This is a genomic window from Serratia sp. CY31944, assembly GCF_052169175.1.
Taxonomy (GTDB): domain Bacteria; phylum Pseudomonadota; class Gammaproteobacteria; order Enterobacterales; family Enterobacteriaceae; genus Serratia; species Serratia sarumanii.
This window is the reverse complement of the sequence record NZ_JBJNLG010000005.1, coordinates 203,870-219,538: the sequence shown is the minus strand read 5'-3', so window position 1 is coordinate 219,538 and position 15,669 is coordinate 203,870. Positions and strand designations below refer to the sequence as shown.

Annotated in this window: 17 protein-coding genes; 10 read left to right on the top strand and 7 right to left on the bottom strand. The window is 59.2% G+C overall.

Going from position 1 to position 15,669, the window contains the following annotated elements; translation table 11 throughout:
• Window positions 1-15 precede the first annotated feature (15 nt).
• The 6 genes from ACJ8IN_RS08210 to ACJ8IN_RS08185 form a co-directional block, all read right to left on the bottom strand.
• Window positions 16-684 carry a hypothetical protein gene (locus tag ACJ8IN_RS08210; protein WP_060438939.1) on the bottom strand — a complete coding sequence of 223 codons (669 nt, stop codon included), beginning with the start codon at window positions 682-684 and terminating at the stop codon, window positions 16-18.
• Between the two features lie 77 nt (window positions 685-761).
• Window positions 762-1,349, bottom strand: coding sequence for a common pilus major fimbrillin subunit EcpA (gene ecpA / locus ACJ8IN_RS08205; RefSeq protein ID WP_033646847.1), 588 nt, complete (start codon window positions 1,347-1,349; stop codon window positions 762-764).
• A 425-nt stretch (window positions 1,350-1,774) separates the two neighbouring features.
• Window positions 1,775-2,404 (bottom strand): helix-turn-helix transcriptional regulator, encoded by a 630-nt coding sequence (locus tag ACJ8IN_RS08200; protein WP_041034132.1) that lies wholly within the window; start codon window positions 2,402-2,404, stop codon window positions 1,775-1,777.
• 168 nt (window positions 2,405-2,572) lie between these two features.
• On the bottom strand, window positions 2,573-3,412 hold the full coding sequence (locus ACJ8IN_RS08195; protein WP_033646852.1) for a winged helix-turn-helix domain-containing protein: 840 nt from the start codon (window positions 3,410-3,412) through the stop codon (window positions 2,573-2,575).
• Window positions 3,413-3,928: 516 nt separating this feature from the next.
• Window positions 3,929-5,350, bottom strand: coding sequence for a heavy metal sensor histidine kinase (locus tag ACJ8IN_RS08190; RefSeq protein WP_060438940.1), 1,422 nt, complete (start codon window positions 5,348-5,350; stop codon window positions 3,929-3,931).
• A complete protein-coding gene (locus tag ACJ8IN_RS08185) occupies window positions 5,347-6,018 on the bottom strand; it encodes a heavy metal response regulator transcription factor (protein WP_033637675.1) in 672 nt (223 codons plus the stop codon). The genes ACJ8IN_RS08190 and ACJ8IN_RS08185 overlap by 4 nt, the downstream gene beginning before the upstream one ends.
• 140 nt (window positions 6,019-6,158) lie before the next feature.
• Here ACJ8IN_RS08185 and ACJ8IN_RS08180 point away from each other — a divergent pair, with 140 nt between their 5' ends.
• The 4 genes from ACJ8IN_RS08180 (at window position 6,159) to ACJ8IN_RS08165 (ending at window position 8,885) form a co-directional block, all read left to right on the top strand.
• Entirely contained in the window at window positions 6,159-6,785 is a 627-nt protein-coding gene (locus ACJ8IN_RS08180; protein ID WP_033653393.1) for a hypothetical protein, read from the top strand.
• A gap of 12 nt (window positions 6,786-6,797) precedes the next feature.
• A complete protein-coding gene (locus ACJ8IN_RS08175) occupies window positions 6,798-7,403 on the top strand; it encodes a cytochrome b/b6 domain-containing protein (protein WP_308325552.1) in 606 nt (201 codons plus the stop codon).
• Complete coding sequence (locus ACJ8IN_RS08170) at window positions 7,396-8,163, top strand: molybdopterin-dependent oxidoreductase (protein WP_033637672.1); 768 nt, start codon at window positions 7,396-7,398, stop codon at window positions 8,161-8,163. Before ACJ8IN_RS08175 ends, ACJ8IN_RS08170 begins: the two co-directional genes overlap by 8 nt.
• A gap of 122 nt (window positions 8,164-8,285) precedes the next feature.
• Complete coding sequence (locus tag ACJ8IN_RS08165) at window positions 8,286-8,885, top strand: hypothetical protein (RefSeq protein WP_060421454.1); 600 nt, start codon at window positions 8,286-8,288, stop codon at window positions 8,883-8,885.
• Between the two features lie 77 nt (window positions 8,886-8,962).
• Here the strand turns inward: ACJ8IN_RS08165 and ygbI are convergent, their stop codons facing one another.
• On the bottom strand, window positions 8,963-9,733 hold the full coding sequence (ygbI, locus tag ACJ8IN_RS08160) for a DNA-binding transcriptional repressor YgbI (RefSeq protein ID WP_033653394.1): 771 nt from the start codon (window positions 9,731-9,733) through the stop codon (window positions 8,963-8,965).
• A gap of 283 nt (window positions 9,734-10,016) precedes the next feature.
• On the opposite strand from ygbI, the gene ltnD reads away from it, so the two are divergent.
• From ltnD to ACJ8IN_RS08130, 6 genes are all read left to right on the top strand, one after another.
• Entirely contained in the window at window positions 10,017-10,931 is a 915-nt protein-coding gene (gene ltnD / locus ACJ8IN_RS08155; RefSeq protein ID WP_033646860.1) for an L-threonate dehydrogenase, read from the top strand.
• A complete protein-coding gene (otnK, locus tag ACJ8IN_RS08150; protein ID WP_080289896.1) occupies window positions 10,931-12,190 on the top strand; it encodes a 3-oxo-tetronate kinase in 1,260 nt (419 codons plus the stop codon). The genes ltnD and otnK overlap by 1 nt, the downstream gene beginning before the upstream one ends.
• On the top strand, window positions 12,187-12,819 hold the full coding sequence (gene otnC / locus ACJ8IN_RS08145) for a 3-oxo-tetronate 4-phosphate decarboxylase (protein WP_193169048.1): 633 nt from the start codon (window positions 12,187-12,189) through the stop codon (window positions 12,817-12,819). The genes otnK and otnC overlap by 4 nt, the downstream gene beginning before the upstream one ends.
• Before the next feature lie 3 nt (window positions 12,820-12,822).
• Window positions 12,823-13,599 carry a 2-oxo-tetronate isomerase gene (gene otnI, locus ACJ8IN_RS08140; protein WP_060425558.1) on the top strand — a complete coding sequence of 259 codons (777 nt, stop codon included), beginning with the start codon at window positions 12,823-12,825 and terminating at the stop codon, window positions 13,597-13,599.
• Window positions 13,600-13,704: 105 nt separating this feature from the next.
• Complete coding sequence (locus tag ACJ8IN_RS08135; protein WP_033646865.1) at window positions 13,705-15,075, top strand: GntP family transporter; 1,371 nt, start codon at window positions 13,705-13,707, stop codon at window positions 15,073-15,075.
• A gap of 63 nt (window positions 15,076-15,138) precedes the next feature.
• Window positions 15,139-15,669, top strand: coding sequence for a GNAT family N-acetyltransferase (locus ACJ8IN_RS08130; RefSeq protein WP_033637665.1), 531 nt, complete (start codon window positions 15,139-15,141; stop codon window positions 15,667-15,669).

The following is a 15,669-nucleotide window of genomic DNA, read 5'->3' as shown; positions in this document are numbered from 1 at the left end:
TGGATAACGCGCGCATTACTTCACCGGGATAAACTGTTCGCCGTGCCACAGCGCGACGCGCCCTTTTTTATCGTTGACGTCAACCTTGCTGAAGGCGCGTTCCTTGCCCGGCATCACGAAATAGTTCTCCTTGCAGTCGCTGCCGTCTTGCTTGTTCCTGCAATTGCCGTAGGCCACCACTTTGAACGTGGCGTTGCCGGTGTTTTTGATCCGTCCGTTGGCGAACTGATAGGCGAAGCGATCCTGCCGAGGCGCCACCACCAAAATGGTGCCGATGCGCGCCGACGTGGTGGCCATGGCATTACGCCGAGCCGAGTTTTGCCCCGCCTCGCTCAGCGCCTGATCGAACCAAACGATGCGGTAGTAGCGCTCCTGAGCATCGTTCGGCCCCTTGTAGTAAAAGCGGATCACGTCGCTGGCGTTGGCCGGCAAGATCAGGCTGGCGGGCGACAGCAGCATTTCATCCCGGCTGCTCATCGGGATCGCCGTACCGGAGGCCAGGGGGCTGGAAATGCGTTCGATCTTGATGTTCACCAGCCGGCCGCTGTCGGTGGTGTTTTTGATTTCCTTGCTCAGGCGCGCGCTGTCGCCAGGCATGAAGGAGCTGATCTCACCCACATCGAGAGCCAAAGCCGGCCGCAGCAGCATTAACATCAGGGTGACGGCGAGAGAAAAGCGTGTCATTGCGGTATTCCACTGGCGTTGATGAGCGATAAATAGCAGGAGGTCTCCCCCCTGCCAGGTGCAGATCGTTCGGGGGATTAGGAAGTCCAGGTCGCGTTGAACTCGACGCTGACGTCGCCGCTCCAGATACCTTCCGGCAACGTGCTGAAATCCGTGACGGCGGTGGTGCCGTTTGACGTCGCGCCGATGATGCTGAAGGTGAATTGATCCTGCGCGCTGGTGCGGCCGGCCTGGTTATAGGCGTTGGACAGGGCGCTCAGATTGCCGCCCAAAATGCCGGCGGTGGTGTCGATCATGGTGGTTTCAGCCGTTTTCTCTACCGCAGCACCGTTGTAGTTCACCCCGACTTCCAGCGTAGAACCGGAAGTATCCAGCTGAGTCAGCGTATTGGAGACCAGTTTTGAGGTCAGTTTGAAAGCGGTGGCCGTGGTATCGCCTTCCACGGTGACGTCAAACAGGCCTTTCTGACTGTTGAAACCCTTAATGCCTTCTGCATAGTTGAAGGTCAGGCTGCCAATCGGCGTCACAACCAGTTTGCTGGTGGTGTCTTTCTTGGCGGTCGCAGACCAGGTTGCCAACGCCTGAGCGGTAACGTCGGCGGCTTGAGCAGTGCTGACCGCTGCAAAGGCGGAAACGATCGCCAGAGCCAGTGTCATTTTCTTCATGGTATAACTCCCTTCAATGTTGAATATGTTTTCTTTCTTTCGTCCATTCTCAGCCAGCCGTTTGCATCACTGCGTTTAGCCAGTCTGCTTGACGCCACAAGAATATCCCCAGCCGATCAAAAAAGAATCATTAACTATTAAAGTTCAAATATTTAGATTTAAATACCACAATTAAGGTTTTAACCACCTCCAGTCACGTTAAAACACGGATTAAGCCTTTGATGAAAGCACAATCATATTGTGGTTTAACCCCATCAAAGCGGTTGTTGTTTAACCACAAAGCAGCCCTGTTTATCCTTGCCATGTCCGTACAGAATTTCAGCCCGCGTCATTCGTTGCGGAGAGAAGATTGATTGGATTAACTCAGGAGAGCAGCAGCCAATGAAGATCGACTGCTGCAGAGAAGAGGTGACTCTTGCCACATTTCAGGAAGGATAGCGGGTTCTCAGGGTAAGAATAAGCCGCATAAAACCGGCCTGATTGAGGCTCAGTTTTCGCATAATATTCAGTTTATGGGAGCTGATGGTTTTGTAACTTCGCCGGGTCAGGTTGGCAATGCTTCGTGGAGATGCGCCGGCAGCCATCATGGCCAAAACTCGCCATTCACCGTCAGATAATGCGACAGGCGAATGGGCCAACCGGGCGCGAATATGCGGGGAACGATAGCCGGAGAACTCCCCCGCAGCCGCAATGGCATCACGCAGGCAATGCAAAGGCTCCTCCTTTGCCACTATAGCTATGCGCGCATCCGTCGCTAACAGCGCTAATATACCGGGATGTTCTACCGCGGTGAAAATCACCAAGGGAATTTCCGGCCAGACATTTTTTGCCGTCAGAACGAACCGCAATACATCATACAAATATTCGTTCTGATGATATAACTCCATAATAAGCGCGCGCGGCTTCCCCCCTTTCAATGCTCCCTCCAGCTCGCTCAAGGTATCGATAAAATACCTGTCACTTGATCGGGTAACGAGAAATGCTTCCATTCCTGTTCTCACTAAATAGCTGGGTTCAAAAAATAGCAGCGCATCACCGAGATCGGCTTTAACCATACATAATCACCATAATGAGGTAGAAAGCGGTAGAGAAAGGGAAATACCTCTCGATAAACGCCACACGGCACCCCGCCAAATGAAAATCAAACGTTCAATTTCAATGCTGTAATATTTTTGTCATATCCACCGTCCTTTCAATCGCGTTGGGCCGACGGCTATCGATGGTCAATTAATAAACTCGGCATTGTCGCTTTCCAAACCGGAACAGATCTCCATTTTATGTTCACGCAAAATCTTGCAGCGCAGCAGGAATAAGCGGGAAATGCCGGAAATGTAAGCCCTGACCTGATTGCTGCGCACCACCAGCAAAAACTCATCGCCGCTGCATTCCCCCGTTTGGTGAGCGGCGTAAGCCAGAATGTCCCGATTCAGGCTGGCGTTGACCGACGCTGAGGCGGCAGGCAAGGACATGAAAACCTTACAATTGCCGGACTTTCCCAGGTAGCTCTCCTGCCGGGCCTCCGAGCCGCTGAAATAGGCGGTGACAGCAATGGCCATGAGGATCCCCCCCAGGACCAATGCACAGATCATCAGCCAGCCGCGGCGGGAATCACCGAAAAAAGAGGTGGCCCGGTTGATGACGGTTGCGGATGGCGGGTTTATCGCCGCTTCGGGCGCAGGCTCCGGCAAAGAGGCGGCGGGTTCTGCATCGTGTCTATCTTCCGCTTCCTCATAAGACTCGATGGTAATCTCATCACGCAGCATAAAACCCACTTTAGGGACAGTGACAATAACCTCTTCTTCGACGCCCAGATTTTTAATCACCCGGCGTAATTTGCTGACGCACTGATTAAGATTATTATTGCTGGAAACCATGCCGTAATCGTCCCAGACCTTCTTGAATATCAATTCACGCCCCACGGCCTCGCCATGGTGGGCAATCAGCAGCAGCAACAACCGCTTGGAAGGACTGGATATGGATATGGGATCGTCAGAAAAATCAGTTGGGCTAAGGGTTCTGGTGTCTGCGTCAAAGAGAATATGGTCATTAAATCTATATTTCATTTTATTCACATGTTTTCACTATAGCGATAATTTATAGTTTGGCGTCAAATGTTAATGAAATATTAAATCGGGTTAATTCGCAAAAACATCCAAATGCAGGCAAGAAAAACCACGCAATCAACGCCACGAAATACGCTTTTTCACCTCACCACCGTTATATAGGATTTTTCTTGCAAACCATAACCAAAGGTTAACCAATCACCACGCCCATTGATATATTGACGTGACAAAAACCACAAAGTTAGTTTTTTATATCGCAAATTACAAACTTTAAGGAAAATCATCTCAAAAAATGGTCGCAGAACTAAATTTTAATAAAAAAATAATAACACGTGAATGTTGAGTGCAATCACATATAGCCAGCATACGCATTAGCCTGATGAATTAACACGCTTGCCGCGACGCAAATGTTAAAATTTAGGTTCAGCCAAGGCGCTGGGGAAATAATAATGAAAGGAAAAGCTTACGAATGACGCCTGTCGCATTATTCGCAACAGGCGAAAACATTCGCGCAGTTCATTGAACTGATGAAGGGAATATCAGGCTAAAGGTCAAGCAAGCAGCATCCTGGCCAGCGGAACACTGCGCGCGCACCTCACCGCCGTGCAGCGTCATGATGGCGCGCACGATAGACAGCCCCAGCCCACTGGCATGATTGCCGGCGCTGCGCGCGGGATCGGCGCGGTAGAAACGATCGAACAGTTTTTCCAGCTGTGCCGGCGCGATCGGCGGCCCCTGATTGATAACCTGCACCCACCAGGCATCGGCGCGCCGTTCAGCCCGCAACGCGATCAGGCTGTTTTCATCGGCATAGCGCACCGCGTTGGCCACCAGGTTGCTCAGCGCCCGCTGGAACAACATCGCGTCCGCCTTCAACTCGCCTTCCCCTTCGCAGCTCAGCGCGATGCCGCGTTCTTCCGCCAGCCCTTCGAAGTAATCCGCCACCCGCCGCAGTTCCAGCGCCACATCCAGACGGCCGTAGTTCAGCGCAGACTGCGCCTCCCCGGCGCGCGCCAGGAACAGGATGTTTTCCACCATGCGGGAAATGCGCTCCAGCTCATCCATATTGTTCGACAGCAGGGTTTCGTACTCCTCCACGCTGCGGGGCTGGTAAAGCGCCACCTGGCACTGGCCCATCAGCGCCCCTATCGGGGTGCGGATCTCATGGGCCAGATCGGCGGAAAACTGCGTCAGGCGCTGATAGCCTTCATTCAACCGATCGAGCATCGCATTGAACGAACGGGTCAACTGCTGCAACTCCTTCGGCGCTCCCTGCTCGCTGAGGCGCGTCGACAGCGTATTGGGCGCAATCTGCGACGCCTGCGCCGCCATGCGCCATAACGGCTTCAATCCCCGGCGCATAACCCCATACCCCAGCAGCGCAATCAGCAGGAAAGCCACCGCCACCGCCGCGACGATGCGCCACAGGTAACGCGCCAGCATCTTCTGTTCGTTGACCATCACGTGCGCGGCGGAGATCTGCAACAGGCTGCCGTCTTCCAGGCGCACCATCGCCGACGCCGCGCGCAGCGGCACCCCCTGCGCCGTTTCCCCGCCGCGCACGGCGGCCAACGTCTGCGCCTGGCCGGCCGGCGTCGGCGCGATCGGCGGCAATGCCACCCCGGCCGGGTTCACGTTGATGAGCGGTTTTTGCCCCGGAATTTGGAAAATCAGCACGTCCTGTTCATTGCCCAGCATGTTTTCAAACAGGCCGTTATTGGCGGTCAGGCGCGCCAAAGGAAAGCGCTGTCCCAGCAAATGGCGGAAATACTCTACGCGCCCGGTCACCTGCAGATCGCTGCGCAGCGTCATTTCCTGGCGCATGGCGCTGTACAGATACCCGCCCGTCCCGCTCACCACCAAAGCGGCCACCAGCGCGAACAGCGTGGCGGTGCGCAGCGTCAGCGATACCGGCCGACGTGAAGTGCGCCCGTTCACGAGCGCGGCTCGCAGACATAGCCGATGCCGCGCACGCTGTGGATCAGCTTGACGTCGAACGGCCGGTCTATTTTGGCGCGCAGGCGTTTGATCGCCACGTCAACCACATTGGTATCGCTGTCAAAATTCATGTCCCACACCTGAGAGGCGATCTGCGTGCGCGACAGCACTTCGCCCTCGCGCCGCACCAGCAGGTGCAGCAGCATGAACTCCTTGTTGGTCAACGGGATCACCTGTTCCTGACGCACCGCCCGGCGGCGCAGCACGTCCAGCTGCAGATCGGCGATGGCATAATGATCGGCTTCGCGCGCCGGCCCACGGCGCAGCAAGGTGCGTAAACGCAGCACCAGTTCGGTGAACGAAAACGGTTTAATCAGATAATCGTCCGCGCCCAGCTCCAGACCGTGGATGCGATCCTGCACGCCGTCGCGAGCGGTGAGAAACAGAATCGGCACGTCGCTTTTCTTGCGCAGCACCTCGATGATCTGCCAACCGTCCAGCCCCGGCAGCATCACGTCGAGCACGATCGCATCGTAATCCTGCTCCAACGCGCGAAACAACCCGTCGGTGCCGGTGCGCGCCAAATCGACGCCGTACCCCGCCTCGCTCAGCCCTTTCTTCAGGTAATCCCCTGTGCCGATATCGTCTTCAACTACCAGTATTCGCATGCTCGCCACCTCGTTACGTCTGCAAAAATACTAGCAGCTTCAGCGGACAAACTTGATGACATTAATGTCATCAAACGGCCATGGCGCTGACCCAATGGCTCAACCATGCTTACCCGGCAAACTCATTTCAGGAGAACGTTATGATTACCCGTCATCGTATAGCCGGTTTACTGTTGTCCACTTTGCTGCTGTCCAGCGGCCTGGCCGCCGCCGCCCAAACGCCGGGCAAGGTTATCGCGCCGCTGCGCGGCACCATCAGCCAGGTGGCCGACGGCAATCTGCAGCTGACCGATCGCAAGGGTGAGACGCTCAGCGTCAAGCTGAACGATCAGACCAAAGTGCTCAGCGTGTCCAAGGCCACGCTGGACGACATCAAACCGGACAGCTTTATCGGCACCGCCGCCGTGCCGCAGCCGGACGGCACGCTCAAAGCGCTGGAGGTGCACGTGTTCGCCGCCAGCCTGCGCGGCACCGGCGAAGGGCACTCGGCCTGGGAATCCGCCGACGGCAAAGTGGACACCATGACCAACGGCACCGTCGGCAAACTGGTGAAATCCAACGGCCGCACCCTGACCGTCACCTACGGCAACCAGCAGAAAACCGTCGTCGTGCCGGAAGACGTGCCAATCGTGACGCTGGATCCGGGCGATCTGAGCCTGCTGAAGCCGGGCGTGCACATCGTGCTGTTCTCCGCCGTCAACGATAAGGGCGAGCGCGTCGCCACCCGCATATCCGCCGGCAAAGACGGCACCGTACCGCCGATGTAACCGGAGAAAGCCATGAAAACCAACGCGTCGCGGCCGCTGCATCGCTGGCCGGTTCGAATCACTCATTGGATCAACCTGTTCGCCATGGTGTGCATGTTTATGAGCGGCTGGGAGATCTATAACGCCTCGCCGCTGTTCGATTTCCGCTTTCCGCCGCAGATGACGCTGGGCGGTTGGCTGGGCGGCGCGATTGGTTGGCATTTGGCGGTGATGTGGCTAATGGCGCTCAACGCCGCCTGCTATCTGCTGTGGAGCCTGTTCAGCGGCCATTTTCGCCGCGATCTGTTGCCGCTTCGCGTCGGCGCGCTGCGGCAGGATATCTGGCTGGCGTTGACGCTGCGCCTGCGCCACCGGCATGGCCACTACAACGCCATTCAAAAGCTGATGTATCTCGGCGTGCTGGCGCTGGGCCTATTGCTGGTGCTGTCCGGCCTGGCGATTTGGAAGCCGGTTCAGCTGCAGGGATTGGTCGCCCTGTTTGGCGGCTTCGATTTCGCGCGCTACGTGCATTTCTTCGCCATGGTCGGCATTGGCCTGTTCGTGGCGATCCACGTCTTTATGGTGATCGTCGTGCCCAAAACGCTGTGGGCGATGATAACGGGTGGCAAACATGAATGAGAAAAAGCCGCGGGCAACCGCGCCAAAACTGGAACCGGACCAAAAAAAGCAGCTGGTCAATCTGCAGCGCCGCCTGATGCTGCGCTCCGGCCTGACGCTGGGCGGCATCGCCATGCTCACCGGTTGCAACCTGCAAGACGGCGATCGGGTGGATAAGGTGCTGTGGGCCATGTCGCGCTGGAACGACCGGGTGCAGGCCTGGCTGTTCAGCGGCCAGCGGCTGGCGCAAACTTACCGGCCCGATCAGATTACCCAGCCTTTCCCCTTCAACGCGTTTTACCCGGAATACAACGTCCCCGAGATCGATCTAGCCGGCTACCGGCTAGAGGTCGCGGGGAAAGTGGAAAAAAAAGCGCCCTGGACGCTGGAACAGCTGCAGCGGCTGCCGCAGCAAAGCCAGATCACGCGTCTGATCTGCATTGAGGGCTGGAGCGCCATCGGCCAATGGGGCGGCGTGCCGCTGCGCACCTTTCTGCAGCATGTCGGGGCGGACCTGAATGCCGGTTACGTCGGCTTCAAATGCGCCGATCGCTACTACTCCAGCCTCGACATGGCCACCGCGCTGCATCCGCAGACCATTCTGGCGCTGGATTTCGGCGGCAAGGCGCTGCCGGCGGACTATGGCTACCCGCTGCGGCTGCGGGTGCCCACCAAGCTGGGGTTCAAAAACGCCAAACATATCGCCGCCATCTTCGTCAGCGACGTCAATCCGGGCGGCTATTGGGAAGATCAGGGCTACAACTGGTTCAGCGGCATTTAGTTTTGCGCGGCGCTGCGCATAAGCTCCATCGGCGGCTGGAGGATCTTCTCCGCCGCAGTTAATAATCGGTTCGTCACAAAGGGGATAACTATAGGAAAAATAATAGTAAAAAGGATTTCATCATGGAGATTGATGTGAGGGAGATCAATGCGCGACCGGCCACAGAGTATAGATACCGAATAACGGTTTATAAAAATGCAGGCGCTGCTGCTGCGTATTACCTTGATTTTAAAAAAGCGACGTTAAGGATGCGTCAATGGCTTATTGGGGCTTATCCCACCTCGGAAATATTGGACAATGCGTATGCCATGGAACTGTATGATGTAAAAGCATTGGAAGTCCGCGCCGAAGTAGCCAGATCCTTATTTGATACCTATACCAGGATGGCGTACAGCCGATATGAACGAGAACAACTCTTCATTAATGGCATTGGTCTGGCGATCGTCACCTTTGTTGCGCAATACCAAGCGAGATTGGTTTTCAGCGTACCGCTCAGGCCGGCATTAGCCAGAATTTATGACTCGCTCTTGAAAAAACACGCGCATCGCGTACATTATTTGTACAACCAGGAGCTTATTGAGGACGGATTATATGTCATCGAAATCCCGCCTGTTAACGGCAGAATCCCACCCAACCCCTATGAGCATGAAGGAACGGCACCAAAAAGAGATGCAAGCTTTCCACGAAGAATGGGCGGAACAAAGGCGCCGCGAATGGCGTGAACGCGGCGGCGTTGAAGCAAGTGAACCGCCCGCACGTGGCATCGATACCGAACTTTCATCCTGACTCCGGTTCGTTCTTACTCTTCTTCCCCTGCCGTCAGCAACGCAAGCCCAGCTTGCTCGATTGCCTCCCGCGCGGCGGCGGGTAGCCCCTCGTCGGTAATGACGGCGTCAAAGGCGGCGATCGGCAGCGCCAGGTAGGTCGCGATCTTGCCGTATTTCGAGGTGTCGCTGAGCAGAATGCAGCGGCGGCTGGCCTCGACGATGGCCTTCTTTACCATCACCTTGTCTTCGTTCGGCGTCGACAGACCGCGCATGCTCCACGAAGAGGCGGAGATAAACGCCAGATCGATAAACAGACCGCGCAGCGCCTGCGCCGCCGCTTCGCCGACGCAGGAGCGGTTTTCCCGGCACACGGTGCCGCCGGTGTGGATGATTCTGCATTGGCTGTGTTCGATCAGAAAGCCGGCGATGACAAAGTCGTTGGTCACCACCGTCAAATCGTCACGCTCATCGATCTGCTTCGCCAGCGCCAGCGTGGTGGTGCCGGCATCCAGATAAATACAGCTATTGGCGGGAATTTGCCGCGCCGCCAGCCGGCCGATGGCGATTTTCTGCCGGCTGAACATCCCCTCTTTGGCCTGGTGCGAAGGTTCGCTCGCCACCCGCTCGGGTGCCTGCACGCCGCCCGAGACCGACTGCACCGCGCCCTGTTCCTCCAGCTTTTGCAAATCGCGGCGGATCGTCATATGCGACACCCCCAGCCGTTCGGTCAGCTCGGCAATGCTGACGACGCCGCGTTCGGATACCAGCGCAAGAATTTGTTGATGGCGTTCTACAGGTATCACGGTTCCCTCTCGTTGCTGCGGTGATAATAATTGTGATTTTACGTCAATTTTCGTTCGCCGATAGCCCTAATTTTTCGCGGCGTGACGGCGCGCGCAGTGACGCCAGAAAAACATAAACTTATTTAAAAACATAACAATAATGTTGATACAGGCCAGAAACCGTACGAAGAATTCGTCTCACACATTGTTAATTATTGTGATATCGATCGCGGATAAACGGCCGTCAAGCGCTTACATTTAACACAACAAAACAAATTATCACTAAAATTAACAGGAGTGCAGTATGACACACCCAGGGAATTATGCCGTCTGCGTCATTGGGCTGGGCGCGATGGGCATGGGCGCGGCGCGCTCGTGCCTCCGCGCCGGATTGACCACCTACGGGGCGGACCTGAATCCGCAGGCGCTGGCGGCGCTGCAACAGGCAGGCGCAAAACACGCGTCTACCAGCGCGCGCGATTTCGCCGCCGAACTGGACGCCGTGCTGCTGCTGGTGGTGAACGCCGCCCAGGTGAAGCAGATCCTGTTCGGCGAACAAGGCCTGGCGCCAAAGCTCAAGCCGGGCACCGCGGTGATGGTCTCTTCGACCATTTCCGCCGATGACGCCAAACAGATCGAGCAACGGCTGCTGGACTACGGGCTGCCGATGCTGGATGCGCCGGTTTCCGGCGGAGCGGCCAAGGCGGAGGAAGGCCAGATGACGGTGATGGCCGCCGGCGCCGACGCCACCTTCGAGCGCCTGCAACCCGTGCTGGACGCCATCGCCGGCAAGGTTTACCGCATCGGCGAGGCGATCGGCCTGGGCGCGACGGTTAAAATCATCCACCAGCTGTTGGCCGGGGTGCACATCGCCGCCGGAGCGGAAGCCATGGCGCTGGCCGCCCGCGCCGGCATCCCGCTGGACGTGATGTACGACGTGGTCACCCACGCCGCCGGCAACTCCTGGATGTTCGAAAACCGCATGCGCCACGTGGTCGACGGCGACTATGCGCCCAAATCTGCGGTGGATATCTTCGTCAAGGATCTGGGGCTGGTGGCCGATACCGCCAAGGCGCTGCACTTCCCGCTGCCGCTGGCCTCCACCGCCTTCACCATGTTTACCGCCGCCAGCAACGCCGGTTACGGTAAAGAAGACGACAGTGCGGTAATCAAAATCTTTGCCGGCATCGATTTGCCGCAGAAAAAGGAGGCAATCTGATGCTGCTCGGCGTAATCGCGGATGATTTTACCGGCGCGACCGATATCGCCAGTTTTCTGGTGCAAAACGGCCTGCCGACGGTGCAGTTGAACGGCGTGCCGCAAGACGAAACGCCGGTCAGCGCGCAGGCGGCGGTCATCAGCCTGAAATCGCGCTCCTGCCCGGCAGAGCAGGCGGTCGAACTGTCGTTGCAGGCGCTGGCCTGGCTGCAAAAACAGGGCTGCCGCCAGTTCTACTTCAAATACTGCTCCACTTTCGACAGCACCGCGCAGGGCAATATCGGCCCGGTGACCGACGCCCTGCTCGCCGCGCTGGGGGAAAGTTTCACTGTGGTATCTCCGGCGTTGCCGATAAACGGCCGCACGGTCTATCAGGGCCACCTGTTCGTCGGGGAACAGTTGCTGTCCGAATCCGGCATGCGTCATCACCCGGTCACGCCGATGACCGACAGCAACCTGCTGCGCCTGATGGAATCCCAGGCCACCGGGCGCTGCGGGCTGGTGACGGCGGCGGAAATGGATCGCGGCGCCGGGGCGGTCAGCGAGAAACTGCGGCAATTGGCGCAGGAAGGCGTGCGCTACGCGGTGCTGGATACGCTCAACGAACGGCATCTGCTCAGCCAGGGCGAAGCGTTGAAAACGATGAAGCTGGTGACCGGCGGTTCGGGCCTGGCGATCGGCCTGGCGCGGCAGTGGGCGCAGAACGGCGAGCGTTCGGCAGAGGCGGCCGGCGCGCCGCAGGGCGAGAAAGCGGCGGTGCTGTCCGGTTCTTGCTCCGTCATGACTAACCGGCAGGTGGCGCACTACCGCGAACGCGCGGCGGCGCAGGCCATCGATATCGGCCGCTGTCTCGATCCGCAGGCGCGCGCCGCCTACGCCGCCGAGCTGGCGCATTGGGCGCAGCGTCACGCCGGGGAGGCGCTTGCCCCGCTGATCTACGCCACCGCAGCGCCGGAAGCGCTGCAGCAAACGCAACGGCAGTACGGTAGCGCCGCCAGCGAGGCGGTGGAGGCGTTGTTCGCCGAGCTGGTAGTGCAACTGCGCCAGTTGGGATTCAGCCGCTTTATCGTCGCCGGCGGCGAAACCTCCGGCGTGGTCACGCAGGCGCTGGGCATTCGCGGCTTCCATATCGGCCCCAGCATTTCCCCCGGCGTTCCCTGGGTGCGCGCCAGCGATCGGGCCATTTCCCTGGCATTGAAATCAGGCAATTTTGGCGATGAAGCCTTCTTCGCGCGCGCGCAAACGGAGTTTCCAGTATGACCACGACCATCGAACAGCAGGCACGAGAAGAGATGGTGCGCCTGGGCGCCTCGTTTTTCCAACGCGGTTACGCCACCGGCTCAGCCGGCAACCTCTCGCTGTTGCTGCCGGACGGCGCGCTGCTGGCGACGCCGACCGGCTCCTGTCTCGGCGAGCTGCAGGCCGATCGCCTGTCTAAAGTGAGCCTGAACGGCGACTGGCTGTCCGGCGACAAGCCGTCGAAAGAGATCAGCTTTCACCGCGCGCTGTATCTGAACAACCCGGAATGCAAAGCGGTGGTGCACCTGCATTGCACCTACCTCACGGCGCTCTCTTGCCTGCAGGAGCTGGACGTCGACAACGCCATCAAACCGTTCACCCCCTATGTGGTGATGCGCGTCGGCAAGGTGCCGGTGGTGCCCTACTATCGCCCCGGCGACGAAAGGCTGGCGCAGGATCTGGCCCGCCTGGCGCCCACCCACCGCGCCTTTTTGCTGGCCAACCACGGGCCGGTGGTGACGGGTAAAGACCTGCGAGCGGCGGCGGACAATACCGAAGAGATGGAAGATGCGGCGCGGCTGATCTTCACCCTCGGCGATCGTCCGATCCGCTATTTGACCGATGATGAAATTGCCGAATTACGGAGCTGACCCATGCCTAAATTTGCCGCCAATTTATCGATGATGTTTAACGAAGTGCCGTTCCTCGAGCGCTTCGCCGCCGCTGCCGAACAAGGCTTCAACGCGGTGGAGTTCCTGTTTCCTTACGAGCATCCCGCCGAGCTGTTGGCGGAAAAACTGCGCGAACACGGCCTGCAACAGGTGCTGTTCAACACCGCGCCCGGCGATGTCGCCGCCGGCGAATGGGGGCTGGCGGCGCTGCCGGGCCGCGAGCAGGATGCGCGCGCCGATATCGATCGCGCGCTGGCCTACGCCATCGCCCTCGCCTGCCCCTGCGTGCACCTGATGGCCGGCGTGGTGCCCGCGGGCGCGGACCGGCAGCGTTATCTCGACACCTTTATCGCCAATGCGCGCTATGCCGCCGACGCCTTCGCCCCGCACGGCGTCAAGGTGCTGATCGAAGCGCTCAGCCCACCGGTCAAGCCCGACTACCTGTTCGCCAGTCAACATCATGCGGCGGAGGCGGTGGCGGCTATCGAGAGACCGAACGTGTTCATTCAGTTCGACTTTTTCCACGCGCAGTTAGTGGACGGCAATATCAGCGGGCTGCTGGAAACACTGGCCGGGCGCTACGCACATATCCAGATAGCCTCGGTGCCGGATCGCCATGAGCCGGATGACGGCGAACTGAATTACCCGTGGCTGTTCGACAGGCTGGATGCGCTCGGTTATCAGGGCTGGGTAGGTTGCGAATACCGGCCGCGCGGCGACACCGCCGCCGGGCTCGGCTGGCTGAAACCTTACCGCTAACGCCGCCGCCGACACCAGGAAATCGATTTTATAACAATGAAACGCACCCGTATCGCCACGCGGCGATCGCGGTGCCCAACGCTTACCCAACGAAAGGCTTTTTTCATGTCTACCTCTCTGCTGTTGCTGATTGCCGTTCTCGGCGTGGTGCTGCTGTTATTGATGGTCATCAAGGCGAAGGTGCAACCCTTTGTCGCGCTGTTGGTGGTCAGTCTGCTGGTGGCGTTGGCCAGCGGCATTCCGACCGGTGAAGTGATGAAAGTGATGACCGCCGGGATGGGCGGCGTGCTCGGCTCGGTGACCATCATCATCGGCCTGGGGGCGATGCTTGGCCGCATGATCGAACACTCGGGCGGCGCCGAGTCGCTGGCGCAGCGCTTCAGCCAGGGGCTGGGGCCGAAACGCACCGTCGCCGCGCTGACCCTCGCCGCGTTTATCCTCGGCATTCCGGTGTTCTTCGACGTCGGCTTTATCATTCTGGCGCCGATTATCTACGGCTTCGCCAAGGTCGCCAAAGTGTCGCCGCTGAAGTTCGGCCTGCCGATGGCCGGCGTGATGTTGACGGTTCACGTCGCGCTGCCGCCGCACCCCGGCCCGGTGGCCGCCGCCGGTTTGCTCAACGCCGACATCGGTTGGCTGACTATCATCGGCCTCGCGATCTGTATTCCGGTCGGCGCGATCGGCTATTTCGCCGCCAACTACCTCAACCGCAAAACCTATCCGTTATCGATAGAGGTGCTGGAACAGCTGCAGCTGGCGGCGCCGGAACCGCGTCCGGAAGGGCAAGCGCCGCTCAGCGATCGCATCAACCCGCCCGGCGCCGGGCTGGTGGCAGCGCTGATCGTCATCCCGATCGCCATCATCATGCTCGGCACCGTCTCCGCCACGCTGTTGCCTGCCGGCTCGGCGCTGCGCGATACGCTGTCGCTGCTGGGCTCGCCGGCGGTGGCGCTGATGATCGCCCTGCTGCTGGCCTTCTACTTCCTGGCGCTGCGCCGCGGCTGGAGCCTGCAACACGCCAGCGATGTGATGGGCGCTGCGCTGCCGACCGCCGCGGTGGTGATCCTGGTGACCGGCGCGGGCGGCGTGTTCGGCAAGGTGCTGGTGGAATCCGGCGTCGGCAAGGCGCTGGCGGAGGTGCTGACGGCCATCGGCCTGCCGCTGGTGCCCGCCGCCTTTATCATTTCGCTGGCGCTGCGCGCTTCGCAGGGATCCGCCACCGTGGCGATCCTGACCACCGGCGGCCTGTTGTCGGAGGCGGTCAGCGGCTTGAATCAGCTGCAGCTGGTGCTGGTGACGCTGGCGACCTGTTTCGGCGGGCTGGGGCTTTCCCACGTCAACGACTCCGGTTTTTGGATCGTCACGCGCTATCTGGGGCTGTCGGTGGCCGACGGCCTGAAAACCTGGACGGTGCTGACCACCCTGCTCGGCCTGAGCGGCTTTCTGTTCACCTGGCTGTTGTGGCTGGCGGTGTGATTTCTCTGGCATACTGAACGCCGTTGTTTTTCATCGCCTTTCACCCTGTGCAGGAGCAGCAACATGACCGTAATCAACACCGCGCCAACGCTTGTCACCGAACGCCTGCGGCTGGACGCGCACAGGCTGGACGACTTCGAATCGCTGGCCGCATTGTGGGCCGATCCGCTGGTGGTACGCTATATCGGCGGCACGCCGCGCGATCGGGAAGACTCCTGGGGGCGCCTGATGCGCTACGCCGGCCACTGGGCGCTGTTGGGGTATGGAAATTGGGCGGTGCGTGACAAACAGAGCGGCGAGTACCTCGGCAGCATCGGCTTCTTCGACGGCCTGCGCGATATCACCCCGGCGCTCGACGCGCCGGAAATGGGCTGGACGCTGGTGAGTTCGGCGCACGGCAAAGGCTACGCCACCGAGGCACTGCGGGCGGCGCTGGCCTGGGGTAAAACGCACCTGCCGGGGGAGAAAACCGTCTGCATCATCTCGCCGGAAAACCAGGCTTCGCTGGCGCTGGCGAAAAAAGTCGGCTTTAGCGAAAGCCGCCGCAGCGAGTATCACCAAAGCCCGATCGTCGTGATGCATTGCCCGCTCTAA

Bases quoted from the DNA above. Each gene is read 5' to 3' on its own strand.
- ACJ8IN_RS08210 (WP_060438939.1), bottom strand. From the start codon at position 684: ATGACACGCTTTTCTCTCGCCGTCACCCTGATGTTAATGCTGCTGCGG.
- ecpA (WP_033646847.1), bottom strand. From the start codon at position 1,349: ATGAAGAAAATGACACTGGCTCTGGCGATCGTTTCCGCCTTTGCAGCG.
- ACJ8IN_RS08200 (WP_041034132.1), bottom strand. From the start codon at position 2,404: ATGGTTAAAGCCGATCTCGGTGATGCGCTGCTATTTTTTGAACCCAGC.
- ACJ8IN_RS08195 (WP_033646852.1), bottom strand. From the start codon at position 3,412: ATGAAATATAGATTTAATGACCATATTCTCTTTGACGCAGACACCAGA.
- ACJ8IN_RS08185 (WP_033637675.1), bottom strand. From the start codon at position 6,018: ATGCGAATACTGGTAGTTGAAGACGATATCGGCACAGGGGATTACCTG.
- ACJ8IN_RS08180 (WP_033653393.1), top strand. From the start codon at position 6,159: ATGATTACCCGTCATCGTATAGCCGGTTTACTGTTGTCCACTTTGCTG.
- ACJ8IN_RS08175 (WP_308325552.1), top strand. From the start codon at position 6,798: ATGAAAACCAACGCGTCGCGGCCGCTGCATCGCTGGCCGGTTCGAATC.
- ACJ8IN_RS08170 (WP_033637672.1), top strand. From the start codon at position 7,396: ATGAATGAGAAAAAGCCGCGGGCAACCGCGCCAAAACTGGAACCGGAC.
- ACJ8IN_RS08165 (WP_060421454.1), top strand. From the start codon at position 8,286: ATGGAGATTGATGTGAGGGAGATCAATGCGCGACCGGCCACAGAGTAT.
- ltnD (WP_033646860.1), top strand. From the start codon at position 10,017: ATGACACACCCAGGGAATTATGCCGTCTGCGTCATTGGGCTGGGCGCG.
- otnK (WP_080289896.1), top strand. From the start codon at position 10,931: ATGCTGCTCGGCGTAATCGCGGATGATTTTACCGGCGCGACCGATATC.
- otnC (WP_193169048.1), top strand. From the start codon at position 12,187: ATGACCACGACCATCGAACAGCAGGCACGAGAAGAGATGGTGCGCCTG.
- otnI (WP_060425558.1), top strand. From the start codon at position 12,823: ATGCCTAAATTTGCCGCCAATTTATCGATGATGTTTAACGAAGTGCCG.
- ACJ8IN_RS08135 (WP_033646865.1), top strand. From the start codon at position 13,705: ATGTCTACCTCTCTGCTGTTGCTGATTGCCGTTCTCGGCGTGGTGCTG.
- ACJ8IN_RS08130 (WP_033637665.1), top strand. From the start codon at position 15,139: ATGACCGTAATCAACACCGCGCCAACGCTTGTCACCGAACGCCTGCGG.